The organism is Psychrilyobacter atlanticus DSM 19335 (genome assembly GCF_000426625.1).
Lineage (GTDB): Bacteria > Fusobacteriota > Fusobacteriia > Fusobacteriales > Fusobacteriaceae > Psychrilyobacter > Psychrilyobacter atlanticus.
The window spans coordinates 657,402-678,708 of record NZ_KE384548.1; the positions used below are offsets into that span (position 1 = coordinate 657,402).

General features: G+C 31.5%; 22 protein-coding genes. 14 read left to right on the forward strand and 8 right to left on the reverse strand.

The features are described from left to right. Positions 1–132: 132 nt before the first annotated feature. From K337_RS0114965 to K337_RS0115000, 8 genes are all read left to right on the forward strand, one after another. Positions 133–510: a desulfoferrodoxin gene (locus K337_RS0114965; RefSeq protein ID WP_028857310.1), complete on the forward strand. Its 378-nt coding sequence runs from the start codon at positions 133–135 to the stop codon at positions 508–510. Between the two features lie 72 nt (positions 511–582). Then, positions 583–726, forward strand: a complete 144-nt coding sequence (locus tag K337_RS20010) for a hypothetical protein (protein ID WP_156877403.1) — start codon at positions 583–585, stop codon at positions 724–726. A 59-nt stretch (positions 727–785) separates the two neighbouring features. Continuing rightward, a complete protein-coding gene (locus K337_RS0114975) occupies positions 786–1,583 on the forward strand; it encodes a dihydroorotate dehydrogenase electron transfer subunit (protein ID WP_028857311.1) in 798 nt (265 codons plus the stop codon). Next, a complete protein-coding gene (locus tag K337_RS0114980; protein ID WP_028857312.1) occupies positions 1,583–2,551 on the forward strand; it encodes a dihydroorotate dehydrogenase in 969 nt (322 codons plus the stop codon). Before K337_RS0114975 ends, K337_RS0114980 begins: the two co-directional genes overlap by 1 nt. Then, positions 2,535–3,254: an orotidine-5'-phosphate decarboxylase gene (pyrF, locus tag K337_RS0114985; protein ID WP_037029983.1), complete on the forward strand. Its 720-nt coding sequence runs from the start codon at positions 2,535–2,537 to the stop codon at positions 3,252–3,254. Before K337_RS0114980 ends, pyrF begins: the two co-directional genes overlap by 17 nt. Positions 3,255–3,321: 67 nt before the next feature. Continuing rightward, on the forward strand, positions 3,322–4,575 hold the full coding sequence (locus K337_RS0114990) for a dihydroorotase (protein WP_028857314.1): 1,254 nt from the start codon (positions 3,322–3,324) through the stop codon (positions 4,573–4,575). Next, positions 4,568–5,191: an orotate phosphoribosyltransferase gene (gene pyrE / locus K337_RS0114995; protein WP_028857315.1), complete on the forward strand. Its 624-nt coding sequence runs from the start codon at positions 4,568–4,570 to the stop codon at positions 5,189–5,191. The genes K337_RS0114990 and pyrE overlap by 8 nt, the downstream gene beginning before the upstream one ends. 716 nt (positions 5,192–5,907) lie before the next feature. Beyond that, complete coding sequence (locus K337_RS0115000; protein WP_051251825.1) at positions 5,908–6,639, forward strand: tyrosine-type recombinase/integrase; 732 nt, start codon at positions 5,908–5,910, stop codon at positions 6,637–6,639. 84 nt (positions 6,640–6,723) lie between these two features. On the opposite strand, the gene K337_RS0115005 is transcribed toward K337_RS0115000, so the two are convergent. Beyond that, entirely contained in the window at positions 6,724–6,999 is a 276-nt protein-coding gene (locus K337_RS0115005; protein ID WP_028857317.1) for an HU family DNA-binding protein, read from the reverse strand. A 276-nt stretch (positions 7,000–7,275) separates the two neighbouring features. Between K337_RS0115005 and K337_RS0115010 the strand changes: the two genes are divergently transcribed. The 3 genes from K337_RS0115010 to K337_RS0115020 all read left to right on the forward strand — a co-directional run bounded on the left by K337_RS0115010 (position 7,276) and on the right by K337_RS0115020 (position 10,560). Further along, positions 7,276–9,519 (forward strand): adenosylcobalamin-dependent ribonucleoside-diphosphate reductase, encoded by a 2,244-nt coding sequence (locus K337_RS0115010; protein WP_245584903.1) that lies wholly within the window; start codon positions 7,276–7,278, stop codon positions 9,517–9,519. A 65-nt stretch (positions 9,520–9,584) separates the two neighbouring features. Next, positions 9,585–10,037, forward strand: coding sequence for a type II 3-dehydroquinate dehydratase (gene aroQ, locus K337_RS18735; protein ID WP_037029985.1), 453 nt, complete (start codon positions 9,585–9,587; stop codon positions 10,035–10,037). Beyond that, complete coding sequence (locus K337_RS0115020; protein WP_028857319.1) at positions 10,018–10,560, forward strand: hypothetical protein; 543 nt, start codon at positions 10,018–10,020, stop codon at positions 10,558–10,560. Before aroQ ends, K337_RS0115020 begins: the two co-directional genes overlap by 20 nt. Positions 10,561–10,574: 14 nt before the next feature. Here the strand turns inward: K337_RS0115020 and K337_RS0115025 are convergent, their stop codons facing one another. Then, the gene (locus K337_RS0115025; protein WP_028857320.1) at positions 10,575–11,933 is read right to left on the reverse strand and encodes an ATP-dependent nuclease; all 1,359 of its coding nucleotides are present in this window, start codon (positions 11,931–11,933) and stop codon (positions 10,575–10,577) included. Positions 11,934–12,072: 139 nt separating this feature from the next. Between K337_RS0115025 and gnd the strand changes: the two genes are divergently transcribed. From gnd to pgl, 3 genes are read left to right on the forward strand one after another with little or no spacing between them, the layout of a single operon-like run. Further along, positions 12,073–12,978 carry a phosphogluconate dehydrogenase (NAD(+)-dependent, decarboxylating) gene (gene gnd / locus K337_RS0115030; protein ID WP_028857321.1) on the forward strand — a complete coding sequence of 302 codons (906 nt, stop codon included), beginning with the start codon at positions 12,073–12,075 and terminating at the stop codon, positions 12,976–12,978. A gap of 10 nt (positions 12,979–12,988) precedes the next feature. Then, positions 12,989–14,494, forward strand: coding sequence for a glucose-6-phosphate dehydrogenase (gene zwf, locus K337_RS0115035; protein WP_084140916.1), 1,506 nt, complete (start codon positions 12,989–12,991; stop codon positions 14,492–14,494). Continuing rightward, positions 14,491–15,135 carry a 6-phosphogluconolactonase gene (gene pgl / locus K337_RS0115040; protein ID WP_028857323.1) on the forward strand — a complete coding sequence of 215 codons (645 nt, stop codon included), beginning with the start codon at positions 14,491–14,493 and terminating at the stop codon, positions 15,133–15,135. The genes zwf and pgl overlap by 4 nt, the downstream gene beginning before the upstream one ends. A gap of 41 nt (positions 15,136–15,176) precedes the next feature. Here the strand turns inward: pgl and K337_RS0115045 are convergent, their stop codons facing one another. From K337_RS0115045 to K337_RS0115070, 6 genes are all read right to left on the reverse strand, one after another. Then, positions 15,177–15,662, reverse strand: coding sequence for a DUF2628 domain-containing protein (locus K337_RS0115045; protein ID WP_028857324.1), 486 nt, complete (start codon positions 15,660–15,662; stop codon positions 15,177–15,179). Then, on the reverse strand, positions 15,662–16,393 hold the full coding sequence (locus K337_RS0115050; RefSeq protein WP_028857325.1) for a metallophosphoesterase family protein: 732 nt from the start codon (positions 16,391–16,393) through the stop codon (positions 15,662–15,664). The genes K337_RS0115045 and K337_RS0115050 overlap by 1 nt, the downstream gene beginning before the upstream one ends. A gap of 63 nt (positions 16,394–16,456) precedes the next feature. Continuing rightward, entirely contained in the window at positions 16,457–16,804 is a 348-nt protein-coding gene (locus tag K337_RS0115055) for a hypothetical protein (protein ID WP_028857326.1), read from the reverse strand. Between the two features lie 149 nt (positions 16,805–16,953). After that, positions 16,954–18,741 (reverse strand): bifunctional metallophosphatase/5'-nucleotidase, encoded by a 1,788-nt coding sequence (locus K337_RS18740; protein ID WP_084140918.1) that lies wholly within the window; start codon positions 18,739–18,741, stop codon positions 16,954–16,956. Positions 18,742–19,058: 317 nt separating this feature from the next. Then, complete coding sequence (locus K337_RS0115065; protein ID WP_051251826.1) at positions 19,059–20,501, reverse strand: alanine/glycine:cation symporter family protein; 1,443 nt, start codon at positions 20,499–20,501, stop codon at positions 19,059–19,061. 12 nt (positions 20,502–20,513) lie between these two features. Next, entirely contained in the window at positions 20,514–21,236 is a 723-nt protein-coding gene (locus tag K337_RS0115070; RefSeq protein ID WP_028857328.1) for a gamma-glutamyl-gamma-aminobutyrate hydrolase family protein, read from the reverse strand. Between the last annotated feature and the right edge of the window lie 71 nt (positions 21,237–21,307).

Genomic DNA, 21,307 nt, shown 5'->3' on the forward strand with positions numbered 1-21,307 from the left:
AGTAAATTTCCTAAGAGTTCCTATAGATAGACAGAAGAGCATAAATATTAAAAAAAAATTAAAATTTAATTAGAAAAAAGATGAAAATAGAGTATACTAGGACAAGGAGACAAAAAAATCAGGGGGGTAAAAATGACTAAGAAATTAGAGGTTTTTAAATGTGAAATATGCGGTAATATTGTAGAGGTAGTTCATACAGGAGCTGGAGTATTAAGCTGTTGTGGAAAAGAGATGGTTTTACAAATAGAGAACACAAGAGATGCTGCTGTAGAAAAGCACATACCGAAAGTTATTAAATTAAGTGATGGTTATGAGGTTCAAGTGGGGTCGACTCTTCATCCTATGACAGAAGATCATTATATTGAATGGATAGAATTAATAGTGGATGGTTGTGTATCTACTCAATTTTTAAAACCGGGAGATCTGCCAAAAGTTACTTTTAAAGCATGTTATGGAGAAAAAGCAGAGGCTAGAGCTTATTGCAATCTTCATGGACACTGGAAAAAATAAAGAAATTCCTTGACAGTTCCTTATGGCTGTGGTAATATCTCTAAAAGATAAAAAAAGAGAGGGAGGAATAAGATGAAATTTTTAACGATAAATAATAATTCTATAAATTTCATGGATAAATTTCTTATTTTTTTAACTGATGTTCCCTATGTTATATTTGGAGCAGTCAATTCAATTTTTAATTTTTATATTTATAATAGTGGGAATAAAAACTAATATTTTAGTTTTTATTCCTTTTTTTTTAAAATTAATATGAGAGTATCTAGGAGGAATATATGTTTTTAGAAGATGTTAAGGTAATAGAGAATATACAAATAGCAGATAATTATTATTTAATGAGGGTAGAAGGAACAAAAATACCTCAACATTCTAAACCAGGTCAGTTTTTTATGCTCCAATGCAAAGACAACTCAAAAGTTTTAAGAAGACCGATAAGTTTACATAATGTAGATGGAAATATTTTAGAGTTTTACTATGAAGCTTTGGGAAAAGGAACTAAAGAATTTACTAGATTATCCATAGGTGAAACTATAAATATCCAAGGACCTTTAGGAAATGGTTATGATACAGATCTTAAGGGAAAAAATATAGTAGTAATCGGTGGAGGAATGGGGATGGCTCCAATCAAATATCTCATTAAAGATTTGAAAGATAACAATGATATCACCTTTATCGGTGGAGGAAGAAATGCAGGAGCTGTAAAAATAATAGAAAAATTCGATTTTAAAAATATTCAACTAAAGGTAGCTACCGATGACGGTAGTGTAGGAATAAAAGGAAACACTGTAGATATACTAAAGAAAATACTAAAAGATGAGAATAAAAATATAGACATAATCTATACATGCGGACCACATCCTATGATGGAGGCAGTGGCAAAAGTAGCACAGGAAAATAATATAAGATGCCAAATATCTTTAGAAGAAAGGATGGCATGTGGAATAAAAGCCTGTGTAGGATGTTCCATATTGACTAAAAAAGGAATGAAAAAAGTTTGTTACGATGGGCCGGTATTTGAAAGTACAGATATAGTAGACGTAGATGTGGTAGATCCAAATGGAGGATGTAAATAATGAGTAATAGATTAAATATAAGTTTTTTAGGAAAGAAATTAAATAACCCTATAATGACAGCATCAGGATGTTTTGGGTATGGACTGGAATATAAAGATTATTTTAATCCCAATGAATTAGGAGCTGCTGTATTAAAAGGAATTACTATGGAACCTAGAAATGGAAATCCCGGTACCAGAATTGCTGAAACACCATCTGGTATGTTAAATTCAGTTGGATTGGAAAACCCAGGTATTGAAGAATTTAAAAAGATAATCCCGTCTATAAAAAAAGAGCTTAATATTCCCCTGGTAGCAAATATAAATGGGAAGATTTTGGAAGAATACATAGCAATCGCTAAAGAAGTTGAACAAATAGAAGAGATAGAGATGGTAGAACTAAATATTTCTTGCCCCAATGTTAAGGATGGGGGGATGGCCTTTGGAGCTAATCCAGAGATGGCAAGATTAGTAACCCGTGAGGTAAGAAAAGTATTAAGTAAACCTATGATTGTAAAATTATCCCCAAATGTAACTAATATAGTAGAGATTGCAAAAATAGTAGAGGAAGAGGGAGCAAATGGTGTAGCTCTTATCAACACACTATTAGGAATGGCAGTAGATATAAGAAAAAGAAAACCAATTTTAGGAAATATAATGGGTGGATTATCAGGGCCTGCAGTAAAACCAGTAGCACTCCGAATGATATACCAGGTTTCTCAGGCAGTATCTATCCCGGTTCTTGGAATGGGAGGGATATCTTCTACAGAGGATGCAATTGAATTTATTATGGTAGGAGCCAGTGCTATATCATTAGGAACAGGGATGTTTGCTAACCCGACACTACCGATAGAGATAAAAAAAGGATTAGAAAAATACTGTATAGAAAATAACATAGATAATATCAGTGAAATTGTAGGAGCGGCCCATCCTGATGGAGGAGCAGCTTATAGAAGTAGACTAGGAGGGAATAATGAAATTAAAGGCTAAAGATAGATTAATAGTAGCATTAGATTATAAAACGTTGGATGAGGTAAAGGATATAGTAAATGAAATTGGAGATGCTGTATCTACATATAAGGTAGGTTTAGAATTATTCTTAAATACTCGTGGAGAAGCGGTAGATTATCTTCATAGTATAGATAAAAAAGTATTTTTAGATCTGAAGTTTCATGATATCCCAAATACAACAACGATGGCATCGATGTTTGCAAATAAACAAGAGGTATTTATGTTTAATGTCCATGCAGGTGGAGGGCCTACTATGATGAAGTCCGTTGCAGATATGCTGAAAGAAAATAATTCTGACTCAATAGCAATAGCAGTGACTATATTGACATCATTTACAGAGGAAGAGTCAGCATCACATTTTAAAAGTAATTTAAATATCAGTGAATTAGCTAATCACTGGGCTGAAGAAACTAAGGAATCAGGATTACATGGAGTAGTGTGTTCTCCCTTGGAAGCCAAGAAGATAAAGGAACTTTGTGGTGAAAACTTCTATACAATCTGTCCGGGAGTGAGACCACTATGGGCAGCTTCTAATGACCAAAAAAGAATTATGACTCCTAAGATGGCTGTTGAAAATGGTGCTGATTTCTTAGTAGTAGGAAGACCAATAACTAAATCAGAGAATCCAGTCCATGCAGCTAAATTAATATTAGAAGAAATCCAGGAAGGGTTAAATAATTAATTTTTAAGAAATTTAGACTTTTAGATTTAAAATTAAAGTAGCTCAAAAGAACGGGGAGGAGTTAAATTTGTTAATAAAAAATGCCAGAATAAATACTATAGACAATGAATATGAGATAAAAGATATCTATATAAAAGATGGTAAGATTGCTGAAATAGGGTCTGATGTCAACAGTTTAAATATAATTAGAGAGACATTTTTATCCTCAGATGAAAATATAAAAAAATTAGAAATTATAGATTTAAAGGGAAAGAAATATCTTATCCCGGGAGTTATAGACCCTCATGTACATATGAGAGATCCGGGACTGACTCATAAAGAAGATTTATATACAGGGTCAAGAGCGTGTGCCAAAGGTGGGATTACCACTTTTATAGATATGCCAAATACAATACCTACAACTACAAATTTGAGTGCACTTCAAGATAAAAAAGATCTGGCTTCAATTAAATCACTTGTAAACTATGGATTTCATTTTGGAGGTACCAGTACAGACAACAGTGATATTATCCCTAGTGAAGGAGTAGCTTCTACCAAAGTCTTTATGAATATATCTACAGGAAAGATGTTAGTAGAAAAAGATGAAGTTTTAAAAAATATATTTTTAAAATCAAAAATGGTATCTGTTCATGCTGAAGGAGAGATGGTAGAAAAAGCCATTACCTATAATGAAAAATATGGAAAAAAACTATACCTTTGTCATATATCAAATGAAAAAGAGTTGGATATTATCAGGAAAAACAGGGAAATCGCTACAAAGAAAATATATACAGAGGTAACTCCACACCATCTTTTCCTCAGTGAAAATGATATAAAGGGAAAAAATGAAATGTTATTCAGAATGAAACCGGAATTAAAAACAAACGATGATATAGAAGCTTTATGGAAAGCTATAAATGATGGAACTATTGACACAATCGGTACAGATCATGCACCTCACCTTCTTTCAGAGAAGTTAGAAAAGGTAACATTTGGAATCCCGGGAGTGGAAAACTCATTACCGTTGATGTTAGATGCTGTATCTAAAGAAAAGATCACTTTATCTAAATTGATAGAACTTATGTCTAAAAACCCAAGTAAAATATTTGGTATAAAGGACAGAGGAGAAATTAAAGAAGGTTACTATGGGGATCTGGTAGTAGTAGACCTAGAAAAGAAATTTACCTTAGAAAATAAAACTACATTATCAAAATGCGGATGGACTCCATTTGATGGATATACAGGATTTGGTAAAATTGAAACTACGATAGTTAATGGAACAATAGTATATAATAAAAATCAAATAATTGAGAATACAGGGAGTGAGATTGAATATGAGTAATGCAAAAAAAGTAGCTAGAGCACTATTAAAAGTAGAAGCGGTGAGATTAAACGTAGCAGAGCCATTTACATTTGTATCAGGGATAAAATCTCCTATATACTGTGACAATAGAAAAGTTATTGGTTTCCCAGAGGAAAGAACGGATATAGTAGATGCTTTTATAGAGGCTTTAAAAGATAAAGACTTTGATATCCTAGCAGGAACTGCAACAGCAGGAATTCCATGGGCAGCATTTATCGCAGAAAAGATGAATAAACCAATGGCTTATATCAGATCTAAACCCAAAGCTCATGGAGCAGGAAAACAAATAGAAGGAGCCGATGTAGAAGGTAAAAAAATAATTGTAATAGAAGATCTTATCTCTACTGGAGGAAGTTGTATTTCGGCACTTGAAGCCGCAAGGAGAGAGGGAGCTAAAGATGTAGAAGTTATGGCTATATTCTCATATGAGTTTAAAAAGGCATATGACAGATTTGAAGAAGCTGACTGTAAATGGGAAACTCTTTCTGGATTTCCTGATTTAATAGAATTAGCAGTTGAAGAAAATTATCTTTCTTCTAAAGATGCAGAAGAAGCCAGCCAATGGAATAAATCTCCAAATACTTGGAAAAAATAATTTTACAACATTAGACTCTATAATTTAAATTATAGGGTCTTTTTTTATTTGTGCTAATTACAACTGATACTAGTAATTTAAATACCAATTGTCGCTGAGAAAAGTTAGTGGTAAAAAAGGTTAGAGGTTTTAACTAATAATTATAGTTCTCTGACAAGTTGCTCTTATTTTCATTTTAATATAATTCATGAAAATTGGATTATTGAATCAACTTGCCTATAATTTAAATTATGGAGTTTTTTTAATATATGGAATAAATAAGAAGCTCTAAACATCAATAAAATCAATGTTTTTCATCAAATACTCGATTTAAGGGTGTAGTAAAACAAAAGGCAGACACTTGCACCCTTAAACCTCTTATAATCGAAATAAGAGCTTCATTGTTTTTTATTCGTTTCCAAACTATAGTCCGATTAATTAGAGTATGGAATATTTTGAAATTTGGAAAATGTTTTTATTTTAAAATTTGAATGAGAATATGGAAGAATTCATAAATAACTCTGTATTCCCTGTTTTTATAATGGAACATTCGTTTTTTGAAGAAGAAGTGAAGGCTTTTATCCCTTTATTTTCAAGGATCTATTCCGAAAGTTCCAAAATAAACATTTTGGAACTTTCGTTGAAATATAGTGGGTTTTAGGGTATGATATAGTAAGTAGAAAAATTTGACTTAAAAGTTAAAATAAAACTAAATAAAAAATTATAGGAGAAAATTTATGGATATAAATCAATTGGATGCTCTGAGAAAAAAATTAGAAGAAAATAAAGATGATGTAGTAATCAGTATGTTGTTAGAAGATAAGATAAAGGAATTAGAAAAACAGCTAAAAAAAGGAAAGAAGAAAAGATCTGTAAACAGGGAAATTAAATATTTAACTAACGCAGAATTTGATAAATTAATGTTATCTTTTAAAAAAGCGGAAAAATTATTTTTGTTGGATAAAAAGAAACAAAAATTTAAATTTTATGAAAGAGATAAGTTAATTTTTCTCCTTGCTTATGAGTGCGGGTTGAGAGCAAGTGAAATTTCTAACTTAAAAAAGGAAGATTTTCATGAAAATAGTAAAGAATTATTTTGCAGAAGATTGAAGGGAAGTAGAAATAATACTATTCGTTTGACGAGAGGGACAAGCAAATTATTAAGCGAATATATAGGTTATGAAAACAACTCAAATTATATATTTTTAAGCAGAAAATCTACACCTCTCAGTCGTCAGCACCTCACCAGATTATGTAAGAAATATTTTGATCTGGCGGATATCCCAAAAGAAAAACAACACTTCCATACTTTAAAACATACAGCTGGAGTACATTTAGCTGATTGCGGACTTGATATAAAGGAAGTTCAGTACATTTTGGGCCACAGAAATGTAGAAAATACTATGATATATTTCGATTTCACATCTAAACAACAAGAAGTTTTATATGGTAAATTAGGAAGAGATTAAGCGGTCATCAGAATAAAAATTATCCCATGTAATTTAGTATAAATAAAATAAAAAAAAGGAGATAAAATCTCCTTTTTAATTTTTTTAGTTCATCTTGTCGTTTAATTTTTTTCCAGCTTTAAACTTAACAGCTTTCTTAGCAGGAATAGTGATTTCTTCACCAGTTTTAGGATTTCTTCCTTTTCTTTCAGCTCTTGCAACTACTTCAAATTTTCCCCATCCGATAAAGTTAACTTCATCTCCGTTTAATAATACTTCCTCAACAGTTGTCATGAACGTATCTAATTTTCTTTCAGCTTCTGCCTTAGATTCAAAATTTCCTCTCTCTGCAAATAATGCTACGAATTCTTTTTTAGTCATTTTAATACCTCCCATTTTTTATCCCTTATAAAACAAGGGCTTCAATGCCTCTATCAATTTATACCATATTTAATAGAGGATTTCAACTTTTTTATATAATTATTATTCTGTTTATTCTCAATAAATAAATAATTTTTCCTCTAATATTGTATATTTTTTTAAAATAATAGTATGAAAATATCGAAATCGGTGGTATATAATATATTATAAAACACAATATTTAGTAAAAAGCATAAAATAAAAACTATATAATGGGGTGAAATTATTTTGAACGAGGTGAAGTGGCTAGGAGAAGAAAATATTTTAGGACAGGATATTTGGAGAAAAAAATATAAATATAGTGATGAAACTTTTAAAGAATGGCTGGAGAGAATTTCTAATGGTAATCTTTTGTTGAAAGAAGCTATAGTTAATAAGGAATTTATTTTTGCAGGAAGGATATTAGCCAATAGGGGGCTACACAAGTTAGGAAGAAAGATAACTTATTCAAACTGTTATGTGTTAACTCCTCCTGAAGATAACTTAGAATCGATATTTGAAACAGCAAAAAAATTGGCTCGTACTTTTTCCTATGGTGGTGGATGCGGGATCGATATATCCAACCTAAGACCCAGGGGAACTGTGGTTAATAATTCGGCTATGGAAACTACAGGATCTGTATCTTTTATGGATCTATATAACCTTACTACAGAGATCATAGGACAAAATGGGAGGAGAGGGGCACTGATGCTCTCCCTTTCGATTGATCATCCGGATATTCAAGATTTTATAGGGATAAAGGGAGATCTTTCAAAAGTCCAGAAGGCTAACATTTCAGTTCGGATGACCAATGAATTTATGGAAAAAGTAAAAAAAGATGAATTGTTTACATTAAAATTTGAAGTTTTAGATACAGATCAGGTCATGGAAAAGGAAGTTAGAGCTAGAGAGCTATTCAAGGAATTGGCACGTCAAAATTGGAATTATGCTGAACCAGGGATGTTATTTTGGGATAGAATATCAAACTGGAATCTTCTCAGTGAAGATGAAAATTTTGAATTTGCAGGAACCAATCCTTGTGCAGAGGAACCTCTTCCTGCAGGAGGAAGCTGTTTATTAGGATCATTGGTTCTTCCTAGTTTTTTAAATAAGACAAAAGATGAGTTTGAGTTTGATAGATTGAAAAAAGCTGTAAGGATAGGAGTAAGAGCCCTCAATGAAGTTTTAGATGAAGGCTTACCCTTACATCCATTAAAGGAGCAAAGGGAATCAGTTGCTGACTGGAGACAGATAGGGTTAGGTATCTTAGGAGTAGGAGACCTCCTTATCCAGATGGACCTCAGATACGGTTCTCCTGAATCTATAGAGTTTTGTGATACCTTGGGGAAGGTCATTATCACTGAAGCTCTAAAAGAGAGTGCTATTCTTGCAAAAGAAGATGGATCTTACCCTAAATTTGATTTAGAGACAATTTTAAAGTCACCGTTTTTAATTGAAAACTCCGATGATGAAGTTATAGAATTAATTAAAAAATATGGACTCCGAAATTCTCAGTTACTCACCATAGCTCCTACAGGGTCTATCGGTACTATGTTACAGATGAGCACTGGAATCGAACCTAACTTTGCCTTTTCCTATATAAGAAAGACTGAAAGTTTACATGGGGAAGATGTATTTTATGAAGTATTTGCTCCAATTGCAAAACAATATATGGAAAGATACGATATCCAGAGTATCGAAGATCTGCCTGAATCTTTTATAACAGCTCAAAATTTAGATCCTATTGAAAGATTGGAAATGCAGGCTACTTGGCAGAACAGGATAGATGCCAGTATCTCCTCCACTGTAAATTTAATAAATAAAACTACTATTGAAGAGGTTGAAAATATCTATCTAAAAGCTTGGGAGTTAGGATTAAAAGGAGTTACAGTATATCGATCTGGATGTGCTCGTGAAGGAATCCTGACATTGGGAAATAAGGAGGAAGATGAGACCTTAGAACTATCCAGGGGAGAATTAAAAAGTATAGCTGAAGATACAATATATTACCCTAAAAACTTACGAATTGGCTGTGGAAAATTAAAGGTAATGATTGGATATTCTCCAAGTGAAAATAAGATTCAGGACCTGTATGTAATAAGAAGTGGATCTGGAGGTTGTGAAAAAAATATTCAAGCTGTAGCCATATTTATGTCCGGGATGCTCAGGTTAGGAGGAAACTTATTTATGCTGGAGAAATCTATTGAAGGTATCAGTGGCTGTCCTGCTTTTGCAGGAGGAAATGCTGTAGGAAAAAAATTATCTAAAGGTGATACCTGTCCACTTGCGATCTTAAATGTATTAAAGGAATTTGAAACTGAAATGGGATTAAAAGACTATGAAGCTGCACAGGCCTTTATAAAGCAGAAAGAGGAGAAACTTAATGAAGAAACCGATGAAGTAAGCACTCACAATGCAGTCTGCCCTGAGTGCGGGGAAAAATTAGAGATCTCTGGTGGATGTTATTCTTGTAGAGCTTGTGGGTATTCAAAATGTGATTAAATTTTGATTAAGTTGAAAACCTCTTACTTTTATAGTATTATATAAAAAAGAGTAGGAGGTTTAATATGAAAATTTTGGTTATAAATGGTCCCAATATAAATATGTTGGGCATTAGAGAGAAAAATATATATGGAAATCTGTCATATCCTAAATTAGTAGAGATGATAGAAGAAAAATCTAAAAAATTAAAGATACAAGTTGAGTGTTTTCAAAATAATATTGAGGGTGAAATAATCAATAAAATTCAAAGTGGATATGGTGAATACGATGGAATTATAATAAATCCTGCAGCATATACCCACTATAGTATTGCTATCTTAGATGCGATCAAATCGGTATCAATACCAACGATAGAAGTCCACCTAAGCAATATACACTCTAGGGAAGAGTTTAGACACCGTTCTGTTACAGCTTCTGCATGTGTAGGACAGATATCTGGATTCGGTCCCTATGGTTACCTTATGGCATTAGATTATTTTAATGAGACAGGAGTTGTTGATGAAAAAATTTGTAATTAAGGCAGATATTATCTTTATAGTTTTATTCATTGGATTTCTTTCTTTTTTTACATTTTTCAAGATAAAAAACAGCTATACTCTGTCACCCTTACCTAGTACAAATAAGAACCTTACTCTGATTAGGAGATCTGTAGATGATTTCTATAGTACCTATAAGAGATATCCTAGTGAGGAAGAGATAAATGGCTGTGATGAAGAAAAAAAATTCTTCTCTATTTTAGCTGATAATAGTAACAGTGGATTTCACCTCTTAAAGAATTTTGAATTCCCAGGGACTCCGGCATATACAAAGGAAGTAGATGGTATACCTGTAGAGATAGAAACAAACAACAGTATTAAAATTTGTAATAAATTAGAAAATTTAGGTTTAGCTAATGAGTTTTATTCTTCAAATGGTGGATGGATCTATTCACCGAAAAACGGTGAACTCAGAGCAAACCTTCAAGATCGTCAGGCTAAAGATAAAAAAACAGCTCCTAGTAGACCTAAATGGGGCAACAACATAGATTGGTATTATAAATAGGAGGGGTAACCCTCCTATTTATATATCTTTAAAATTTTCTTTTTTAATTCATCTGGAACTATATAACTACTGCTAGAGATGTTTTTTATAGCAGTAAAAGGTTTATGTCTATAGTTTTTCTTAACCCTATCCTTCCCCTCAAGTTCCTCTTCTATATCATTTGTAAACTCAACTATCTCTCCTATCTTTTTACTGATTAATCTCCTGATCCCCTTATTTTGTCTCCTACTGACAAGACGTGTCTCTTCATCTCTCCAAAGATGTTCATCTTTATCATATACAGCTACATATGGTATTTTATATTGATTTAATAATCTTATAAATTGAGGAATACTGCTCTTACTTCCACATTCCACAATGGAGTATTCATATTTGTAGACTCCTAATTTTTTTGCTAAAAACGGTATAATAATCTTATCCGTCTGCCCCTCTACTAAGATCACTTTTTTAGCAAAGAAAAGTTCTCCCCTGTCAGGGTTCATCCAATAGTTCATATTGAAATTTTTAATCTCGTCTCCTTTAAATAGATCACCCTTATGCTGCATTACGTGGGTCCCGTCATCATTTTTTCTAACTAAACATATAGATTTATAATTATTTAGCTCTATAAATGAACTAGAATGGGTAGTTACATAGATCTGGCCGCCATACCTGGAAATATTTGTCATAACCGAGTGCAGTTCCCTTTCAGCTTGTGGGTGAAGGTATAGTTCTGGTTCTTCATACATAATAATTGTATTTCCTAATAAGTTATACCGAGTACTCTTTGTTACGCTGGCTATTCTCCTCATTATCCTGAACATTACTTCCCTTTGAAGACCTCTACTGGCATATCTTTCTTCTAGATACTGCATCTCTAAATCTAATTTTTCTATTAATTTTTCTACATAAACAAGTTTATTATTGTTACTTAAAACCAATATAATTTTTTCATATATATCTAAGATTGTCTTATTAGACGAAGCAGAAAATGATGGAACAAATATGATCTCTATATTTTCCCTTATATAATACTCTAAGTGCTTTGATAAAGGTTGGAATTCATTATTGTTTTTTTTATAAAAATACTCTTTTTTATCTTCAGAAAGAACTTTTTTTATTACAATTTCGTCCTCTGAATTTTTAATATCTTTAAAAACATTCAACTCTTTTAATCTCAAACTGTCAAAGGTGAGGATAAGTTCTGTAGGAGTATTCATATGATAACTATGTTTATTTTTAAAAGTAATCTTATCAAAAAATAGGAGTATAGCAGATAAAATATTTGATTTACCGTGGTTACTCTGTCCTATGAATAATAAGAAGTTTTCAAAATCTATATGAGTTTCCTCTATAGATTTCCAATTTTTAATTGTTAAGGTTTTAATATGCATCTATTTCCTCCTATTATTAAACTCATTACTAGTATACCTAATGTTTCATAGAAATGCTAGAAATACTAAATTTTAAAAGGTTTTAAAAGATTTATTTAGTATATAGAAAAAGACTATAAGGCTACTAGGAGGTAGGAATATGAAGATAGGTATTATAGGTTTGGGTAAGATGGGAGGAAAGATTGCACAGAGGTTATTAAAGTATAATCACCAGGTTTTCGTGTATGGACACCATCAGGATAAGGTTGATTTTATGGTAAAAAATGGCGGAATAGGATTTGATGATATGGATAGATTTATAGAAGAGATAAATACCCACGAAACTCCTATAGTTTGGGTTATGATCCCATCTGGAGATCCTACAAACAATGTTTTAATGGAACTTGGGAAAAAATTAAAAAAAGGTGCCATAATCATAGATGGTGGCAACTCCAATTATAAAGATAGCATCAATACAGCAGCACTATTAAAGACAAAATCAATAAATCTATTAGATATAGGAACCAGTGGAGGCCTTTGGGGATTTGAAAATGGATATTGTTTGATGGCTGGAGGAGAAAAAGAACCCTTTGATGCAATAGTTCCTATCCTAAAAGACCTCAGTGCTCCAGAGGGATATGAATATATGGGTAGGAGCGGCAGTGGCCATTTTGTAAAGATGATACACAATGGTATTGAGTATGGGATGATGCAGGCCTATGCCGAAGGATTTGAGATCTTAAAATCTAAGGAAGAATTTAATATAAACCTTGATAAGGTTTCAAACGTATGGCAGCATGGGAGTATTATCGAGTCTTTCTTATTAAATCTAACCAGGGATATGTTTAAAAATGATCCTGATCTAAACAATGTCAAAGGCTGGGTAGAGGATTCAGGAGAAGGACGTTGGACAGTATTGGAAGCATTGGAAAACAATGTTTCTGCACCTGTAATAACCCTGTCACTACTGCAAAGGTTCAGGTCTAGAAAAGAGGAAACGTTCAGTGATAAAGTTTTGGCAAGTTTGAGGAAGGAGTTCGGAGGGCATAGTATAAAGGAGAAGTAGGAGGAATCGAATGGATTTAGATATGAAAACATTATGTGACCTAGGGGGTATTGAGGTAAATACCCAGCCTTTTATTTTAATTATTTTTGGAGGTGGAGGAGATTTAAGTCAGAAAAAATTACTTCCAGCCCTTTATAATCTCTTTAAATTAGATAAATTAAATAATGACTCCTATATTCTTTCCTATGGCAGAAAAGAAAGAACTCAAGCTGAATATAGGACCTTGGTAAAAACTTCTGTTGAGAAAACTTTTAAAGGAAAAAAAGTAAATATTGAGAATAGTTTTTTAGAAAAATTTAGCTATTTCAATGGAGACTCTGAAAAATTAGAGGGTATAGATAATATAAATAAATATATTTGTAAATTTAAAGGTATAAAAAAATATCAAATAATATTTTATCTGGCGACTCCTCCAAATTTAGCAAAAAATATCTTAAAGTTAATTCAAAATCTGGAACTTTGTGACAAACCTTTCAAAAAGAAGATTGTCATGGAGAAACCTTTTGGGATAGATACCGTATCTGCAATAAATTTAAATGATAATCTGCATAAAATATTTAAAGAGGATGAAATTTACAGGATCGATCATTATCTGGGTAAGGAAACTGTTCAAAACATCTTATTTTTCAGATTTGGAAACAGTATATTTGAACCTCTATGGAATAGAAGTTATATAGATCATATTCAAATTACAGTAGCAGAAGATATCGGGATTGGATCTCGTGGAAGTTTTTATGAAAAAGCCGGTGTTTTAAAAGATATCATTCAAAATCACATGATGCAGCTTATAGCACTGGTATCTATGGAGCCACCTACTAACTTTGAAGCTGACTGTATAAGAGATGAAAAAGTAAAGATATTTAAAAACATTTCCAGTATGAGTGAGGAGTATATGGCCGAGAACTTAGTTTTAGGCCAGTATGGACATGGGAAAATAAAACAGGAAGATGTTGCAGGATATAGAGATGAAAAAAATGTATCTAAAGATTCAAATATGGGGACCTTTTTCTCAGGTAAATTCCATGTAGATAATTGGCGTTGGGCAGGAGTTCCATTTTATGTAAGAGCAGGAAAAAGGCTGAATAAAAAATTAACTGAAATAGTAATCACTTTTAAAACTCCACCATTAAAATTATTTGGAAATACTTGCAGAGATATACTTGCCAATGAGCTTATTTTCTCTATCCAACCTGAGGAAAAGATATCTCTATCGATAAATATGAAATATCCCGGAGTTGAAAATTACCCTCATCCAGTAGAGATGAACTTTAATTATTCTAAATTAGACACAATCTCCCTCACTGCCTATGAAAGACTGATCGTTGACTGTATAAAAGGGGACCTAACATTATTTGCCAGACAGGATGGTATAGAGGAGATGTGGAAAGTCATAGATCCTATAGTGAAATATTTCAATAAAATAAACTTTAAATTCCCAAATTATCCTGCTGGTAGTTGGGGACCTGTGGAAAGTAGACACTTATTGGAAAAAGATAATAGGAAGTGGAGAATATGACCCCTATCAAAATATTTGAATCTGAAAGATCCATGGCTATAAATGCTATAGGCATAATAAAGTTTGAATTAGAGAGAAAAAAAAAATTATCCATAGCTTTTTCTGGGGGTAAAACCCCCATTAGATTCTTTCAATTACTGGCTTTAGAAGATATAAATTGGAAAAATATAAATATTTTTTTAGTAGATGAACGATGGGTCCCATTAGATAATTCGGATAGTAACTATCAGATGATAAATACGTTTTTATTAAAAGATATTGCCATTCCAAATAAAAATATCCATCATATACACTATTTTTCATCTATAGAAATGTCTAGAAAAAAGTATGAAGAGGATCTTTTAAAACATTTTAAAGGAGATATAATATTTGATCTGATATTTTTAGGAGTAGGAAATGATGGTCATACGGCATCTATCTTTGAAAAAAATGAAGTAGATTTACTAGAGAGTGTTATTGTGACATCAAGTAGGAGACACTCTCATAAGAGGATCTCCTTAGGGATGTCTTTGATTAATAGAGCTAAAAGAAAAATATTTTTATTGGGGCCTGAAAAAATATTGGTTATAGAATCCTCTACTTCTAAAGATCTTCCTATATCTAAGGTTGTAGATCCAGAGTTTTTATCCTATATAAAATAAATTAAAAAGAAGAGGGAGCAATTAAATAATTGCTCCCTAAATTATAGACTAAATATTGTATTTACAACAAAATAAACTATAATACCTATTATTACAGCCCTTTTATCAGTTCCGCCAATAGATTTCATCTCATTTTCCATATCCTCACTAGAAATAGATCTACTTTCTATAATAGTTTTTGATTTTAAATATCTTCTATACACAAGATTATGAAGTAACCCTCCTGAAAGTAATCCAATAAATAATGATGCTCCTCCTACCATTTCAGCTAGATTTGGCATATATTTACTTACGGCACCTCCTAGGATGTGTACCAATAAAAAATAAGATATCCCTTCAAGGTAGCACTTTCTATAGAGTAAATATAACCAGTTCCCTAAAAATGCCCACCAAGACCATTTCCATGAAAATCCTCCCGAAAGATCTCCCTTTTCAAAGGAGTCTTTATACCAGTTTAAAGTTTTTTTAGTTTTTTCCAGACTTTCTTTCTCGCCAATATAGGCACTTATCAGTCTCTCTTTATCCACTATTCTTCCTCCTTATGCCGTTGATATACGGCTGTTTTTAATTCTTTTATATATTCTGTTTTTTTAGGCATATCTGTAGCACTTGCATCAGCGATCGATTTTTCTACATCGTAGGGAACTCTCACCAAAGATGTCAATATAGGTGAAGATTTCGCTGATTGATAATGTCCTTCTATTATAGCATAAGATGCTTGAGGAATTTCCAATGGATTTCCTACACTACCTACATTAAATAAACTTTTCCCACGAAAATTATCTATAAATGCTCCATGAATATCTCCATATCCCACTATATCCGAAGTTGTTTTAAGATCACTAGGAGACTCAAATAATTCTAGTTTTTCATCTATAGTATTAGTGATATATGTTCTTTGAAAAAGATCTTTAGGTGAGGCATGAAATAATCTTACTAATTTACCACTGATATAAAACTCCAAATATAGGGGGAGACTTTTCATATATTCAAGTCTTTCCTCCCCTAACTCATTTTGATGCCACTCTAATTCCTTAGAAATATTTTCCTTAGTAACATAATAATCCCAGTTTCCTTTGACAACCCATTCACAATTTTTTCTTACTGTGTCAACTACACTTGCTGAGCTGGGACCTTTTCCTATAAGGTCTCCTAAACAAAATATTCTTTCTATACCTCTTTTTTTGATATCTTGCAGTACCGCTGAAAGAGCAGGTAAATTGCCGTGTATATCTGAAATAATAGCTATTTTTTCCATATTCTCCACCCCTACTTTATCTATATAAAAAAAACTGTAAGTATCTACAGTTTTTTTTATATCTTATTTTTCAAATAAATCTTTTCTATTATTATCCAAGAACTCCTCTAATTTTAAAATTCTTTTTTTAGATGCTTTGCATTTGTGGAATTTATAGAGGAAGTAATTTACTATGTCTTCCCTTGTCCCCAAAGAAAAATCTGAAAAAATCTCCATTAAAACATCGCTTCTTTTTAAAAATTTGGTATTTTTTTCTTTTTTCATATTTGCTAGATGTCTTTCAAAGCTAAAAGGCAGCTCTTTTTTAAAACGTCTAAAATAATGATAGACAATGTTGTCATTAAAATCTTCAAAATTATTTTTATTAATTTCAGATACTAATTCCATTACTTTTCCCCATTTTTCTGTCATAATATCCCCCTCCATTGATAAATAAAATAAAACCCGATACTATTTATATACCTCAGTTTCAATGATTTATCAAGGGTTTAATTAAGTTTTATTAATTCAGAAAAAAACCACCTATTCAAATTTATTGAATAGATGGCTGTATATTGACTTTATTTCTTGATATCTTCTAGAGTAATAGAAGATATATTTGTTGCTCTTCCCTTGTTATGCAGGTTTATTTTATCTTGGTTTAATAGTTTTTCAGCTAACTTACTCTCTTTATTATCAGGCAACCCGATAATTTTCCAGTTATTACTAGCTTCTATATCTATTATTCCACCTTTGACATCTTTAATATACTTCATTGTCATATATCTAATTGTACCATCCATCTCACCATACACTTCTTTGGAATCCCATGTTTTTTTAATATTAGTTCTGCCTTCTAGAGCACCACCCTTACCTAACATTCTCTCCATTCTGTATGAGTTCATTCCCAGCTTAATCTTTGTATTATCTTTGATAGGAGTTCCATTTAGAAGAGTTAAATTTTTAATTCTATCTCCTGATTTCTCTCTGACATCGATATCATAAGTAACTCCTTTGGCAAAATCAAAGGTAGCATATTTTTCACTTCTTCTATCTAAATCAAAACTGATCAGTAGATCTCCATCTTTTATAGTGTTGTAATAAGCTGCCGACCATTCTAAATAATCCTTTAAATCTTTACCAGTAACTTCATATACAGTTATCTCTCCCCCTGTATATCTATAGTTAAAGTTGATATCCTTTTTCTTAATCAGTCCCTTGTCCAAGTTAGCATGTTCCTGGTCCACTGAAAGTGCAATTACGTCCACTCCGCTTTCTTTGGCAAAATAGAATCCTACTTCTCCAAATAGAGTAGCTAAACCTGTATCTTTTGTATAGATAGTAGGAATTCCTTTCAATTCATTTTTAGCCACTAGATCTTTTTTTGTTTCACCTACTACAATATTAGCATCTGCTCTTAATTTATCATGAAATCTCTTATAGATTTCTTCAATCTTTTTATCTGATTTTACACCTTTAACTGAAACACTTTCACTACCTTTAGACAATAACTTTACTTTTTTATCTGTTACATCAAATTTTAAATCTACTACTGAAATATTTTTACCATATTTATATGGTTCAGTAATTAATACACCATTGATAATTTTTTCAGATATATTTTTATGGTAATGTCCTGCCAAGATAACATCTATTTCCGGAATTTCATTTGCAACGTCTGTTACTCCTGTTCCTGCTATATTATTTTCATTAGGTAACCCCATATGAGCTAATAATACGATACTGTCAACACCTTTACTCTTTAATCTTACTATTTCTTTTTTTATCTCTGCGATAGGATCTCTAAATACTAAATCTCTTAAATTGTCAGTTCCCTCTTCAAATTGCTCTATAAGGGGAGTAGTCACACCAATTATTCCGATTTTAACACCCTCTATCTCTACTATAGTAGATGGCTTATAATAGTTTTTATTTGATTCCGTATAGACATTTGTAGCTAATATATCTCCATTAAATTGATTAAAAGCTCTATCCAAAAAATCCATCCCAAAGTTAAATTCATGATTTCCTGGAACTATCATATCATATCCCATAGTATTATAGATTTGCATTATAGGATGCTTATTTTCCTTATAATATATATCATTAAATTTTTCAATTCCATTATCCTGTATAGCATCTCCTAGATCAACTAAAACAACATTATCATTCGTTTTTCTATAACCTTTTACAAGTGTTGAGATCTGCGAGTATCCACCTGAATAATTTTCCATATCAGTAGAATAATCCCACGGTGAGATCCTTCCATGCACATCAGAAGTTCCTAGGATCTTTACATCCACTTCCTTGGCAAATAACATATTACCTAAAATTAAACAACCAACCACTAACTTAAACATTTTTTTCATTTTTTTCTTCACATCCTTCTAATTAAGTAGAGACATTATAGCACATCAAGGGGTAAGAAAAATAGACTAATATTAATTTGTTCTTAATTTATTTTTAATTTAGAAAAAAACCACCTATTCAAATTTATTGAATAAGTGGTTTATATATTTAATTTGTTTTTAATTTAGTTATTTTAATTATAGAAAAAATCATAATACTCATACTTATCCATTGAACAAGTAGTGGTAGACACTCGGAGTAGGAAATAAAAGTTCACAGTAGATTTTTTATCCTACTACATGAAATATTCCAAAAAGAGATTAAGATAATTTTCACCTTATTCTTCAACAAGGTTTTGATTTACAAGTTTTTTTGTTTTATAAATATATTTCTCTTTATAGTCTTTTAATAATTCAAAAAATTTACCACTTAAAATTAAAATTGTAGCAACATTAATAAATGTAGGAATAGCTGTAGTTATATCAGCTAAAAGCCATACTGTCCCACCTGGCATTCCAGAATAAACTGCTATAACAACCATTAAAAAACCAGGGATAGGATAAAAAATTCTAAAGAATTTTAAAATTTTATTTTTTAAAGTTATATTTTTTTTCATTAAATGTCTTAAAATTATTTCATAATATGCATACCAACCTGAAGAAGTAGTCACCCCAAATAAAAATATTCCAGTTGCCAAAAAAATTCTACTTGATGATCCCATACCTGTTTCAAACGCTGATAAAGTTAAAGATGCTCCTGTTAAGCCACTATTCCAAACTCCTGACATTATTATTACAAGAGCTGTAATACTACATACTACCATTGTATCTACAAATACTTCAAATGCTCCCCATAAACCTTGTTTTATAGGGTGACTTGTTTTCGCTGAAGCATGAATCATTGGTGAACTTCCCCATCCAGCTTCATTACTAAATACAGATCTTGCAATTCCTGTCCTCATTACTGCTATAAATGCTGCACCTGTAAATCCTCCAACTGCAGCTGTACCGTTAAATGCACCTTCAAATATTAATCCAAATACTTCTGGAAGTTCACTAATGTTAGAAAATATTATGAATAATCCTGAACCTACATAAAATAAACACATAAAAGGAACTAATTTCCCTGCTATTTTTCCTAACCCTGAAATTCCTTTAATAATCATAATATAATTAAAAACAATATAAATAATACTTGCAGTAATAAGGTTAACACCAAAAGTAGAGCTAACAGCTTCCGAAACTGTGTAATTTTGTACAGTTATAAAGAACGTTGAAAATATTCCTCCTCCAAACATAATAGCGAAAACATACCAATATTTAAATCCTTTTTCTTCTCCAAGACCTTTTTCCATATAATAAGTAGGTCCTCCATAAGGTGAACCATTTTCATCTATATTTCTATAATGCACTCCTAAAGTAACCTCAACCATTTTGATTATCATCCCTAAACTAGCAGCAATCCATAACCAAAATAATGCGCCAGGGCCACCTGTAGCTATAGCCGTGGCCACTCCTCCAATATTTCCAACACCAACTGATCCTCCAATTGCAGTACTCACTGCTTGGAAAGGTGTTATTAATCCGATTTCTTCTTCCTTGTTTTCATCTTTTTTATTTTTTATTACACTCCCGATAGTATGACTAAATATATGAGTAAAGTACCTTATTTGAAAAAATCCACTTTTTACTGTAAAATATATTCCAGTTGTTAATATAGTTAAAATTAAAGGTAATCCCCATAAATACGAAACCAAACTTTCCATAAATGAATTTATCATTGCATTCCTCCTTTATTTTTTTGTTACTTCTATGAATTTTTCAAAAATTTTAAGCATATCCTTACTTCCACGAGCAGTCATCATTTCAGGGTGCCATTGAACTCCTAATAAAAATCTTTCTTCTTTACTTTCAATAGCTTCTATTATTCCATCATTAGTAGTAGCTACAATTTTTAATCCTTTTCCTATTTCATCTAACGCTTGATGATGGAATGAATTAGTTATAAGTTCTTCTCCAAATAAATCATTTAAGATACTATTTTTTTTGATATTAATTTTATGTACTTTTAATTCTGGAAGATAATCTTGATTATGCTTTAATATTTCTTTTGATATGTTCTTTATATCTTGATGGAGTGTTCCACCTTTAAAAACATTAATCATTTGCATCCCACGACATATACCTAAAATAGGCTTATTCATAGACAAAAATTCTTCTAATATTATCCATTCGTTTGTATCTCTTTCAGGAGATACAAGATTAGTTCCCTCTAAAAAATCCTGATTATAATACCTTGGATTAATATCCAAGCCTCCGGACATAAGAAGTCCATCAACCAACTCTAATTGTCTTTTAATTACCTCTCTATCATTTAATACCGGTATTATAAGTGGAATTCCACCTGCTTTGACTATTGATTCTGCATAATCAATGCAAACCGTCGTTCGATGATAATGTTTCAATTCTTTCTCTTCTTCATATGCAGATGTGATTCCAATTATAGGTCTTTTCATATTTCCCCCTCCATAATGTAGTGAATACTATATTAATACAACAAAAATGTAGTGATGTCAATAAAAAATAA

Coding starts and splice junctions, on each gene's coding strand:
- K337_RS0114965 (WP_028857310.1), top strand. CDS start 133: ATGACTAAGAAATTAGAGGTTTTTAAATGTGAAATATGCGGTAATATT.
- K337_RS0115005 (WP_028857317.1), bottom strand. CDS start 6,999: ATGACTAAAAAAGAATTCGTAGCATTATTTGCAGAGAGAGGAAATTTT.
- pyrF (WP_037029983.1), top strand. CDS start 2,535: ATGAAATTAAAGGCTAAAGATAGATTAATAGTAGCATTAGATTATAAA.
- K337_RS0115025 (WP_028857320.1), bottom strand. CDS start 11,933: ATGCATATTAAAACCTTAACAATTAAAAATTGGAAATCTATAGAGGAA.
- K337_RS20010 (WP_156877403.1), top strand. CDS start 583: ATGAAATTTTTAACGATAAATAATAATTCTATAAATTTCATGGATAAA.
- zwf (WP_084140916.1), top strand. CDS start 12,989: ATGGATTTAGATATGAAAACATTATGTGACCTAGGGGGTATTGAGGTA.
- K337_RS0115000 (WP_051251825.1), top strand. CDS start 5,908: ATGGATATAAATCAATTGGATGCTCTGAGAAAAAAATTAGAAGAAAAT.
- pyrE (WP_028857315.1), top strand. CDS start 4,568: ATGAGTAATGCAAAAAAAGTAGCTAGAGCACTATTAAAAGTAGAAGCG.
- K337_RS0115070 (WP_028857328.1), bottom strand. CDS start 21,236: ATGAAAAGACCTATAATTGGAATCACATCTGCATATGAAGAAGAGAAA.
- K337_RS0114980 (WP_028857312.1), top strand. CDS start 1,583: ATGAGTAATAGATTAAATATAAGTTTTTTAGGAAAGAAATTAAATAAC.
- K337_RS0115065 (WP_051251826.1), bottom strand. CDS start 20,501: ATGATAAATTCATTTATGGAAAGTTTGGTTTCGTATTTATGGGGATTA.
- K337_RS0115050 (WP_028857325.1), bottom strand. CDS start 16,393: ATGGAAAAAATAGCTATTATTTCAGATATACACGGCAATTTACCTGCT.
- gnd (WP_028857321.1), top strand. CDS start 12,073: ATGAAGATAGGTATTATAGGTTTGGGTAAGATGGGAGGAAAGATTGCA.
- aroQ (WP_037029985.1), top strand. CDS start 9,585: ATGAAAATTTTGGTTATAAATGGTCCCAATATAAATATGTTGGGCATT.
- K337_RS0114975 (WP_028857311.1), top strand. CDS start 786: ATGTTTTTAGAAGATGTTAAGGTAATAGAGAATATACAAATAGCAGAT.
- K337_RS0115020 (WP_028857319.1), top strand. CDS start 10,018: ATGAAAAAATTTGTAATTAAGGCAGATATTATCTTTATAGTTTTATTC.
- K337_RS18740 (WP_084140918.1), bottom strand. CDS start 18,741: ATGAAAAAAATGTTTAAGTTAGTGGTTGGTTGTTTAATTTTAGGTAAT.
- K337_RS0115055 (WP_028857326.1), bottom strand. CDS start 16,804: ATGACAGAAAAATGGGGAAAAGTAATGGAATTAGTATCTGAAATTAAT.
- pgl (WP_028857323.1), top strand. CDS start 14,491: ATGACCCCTATCAAAATATTTGAATCTGAAAGATCCATGGCTATAAAT.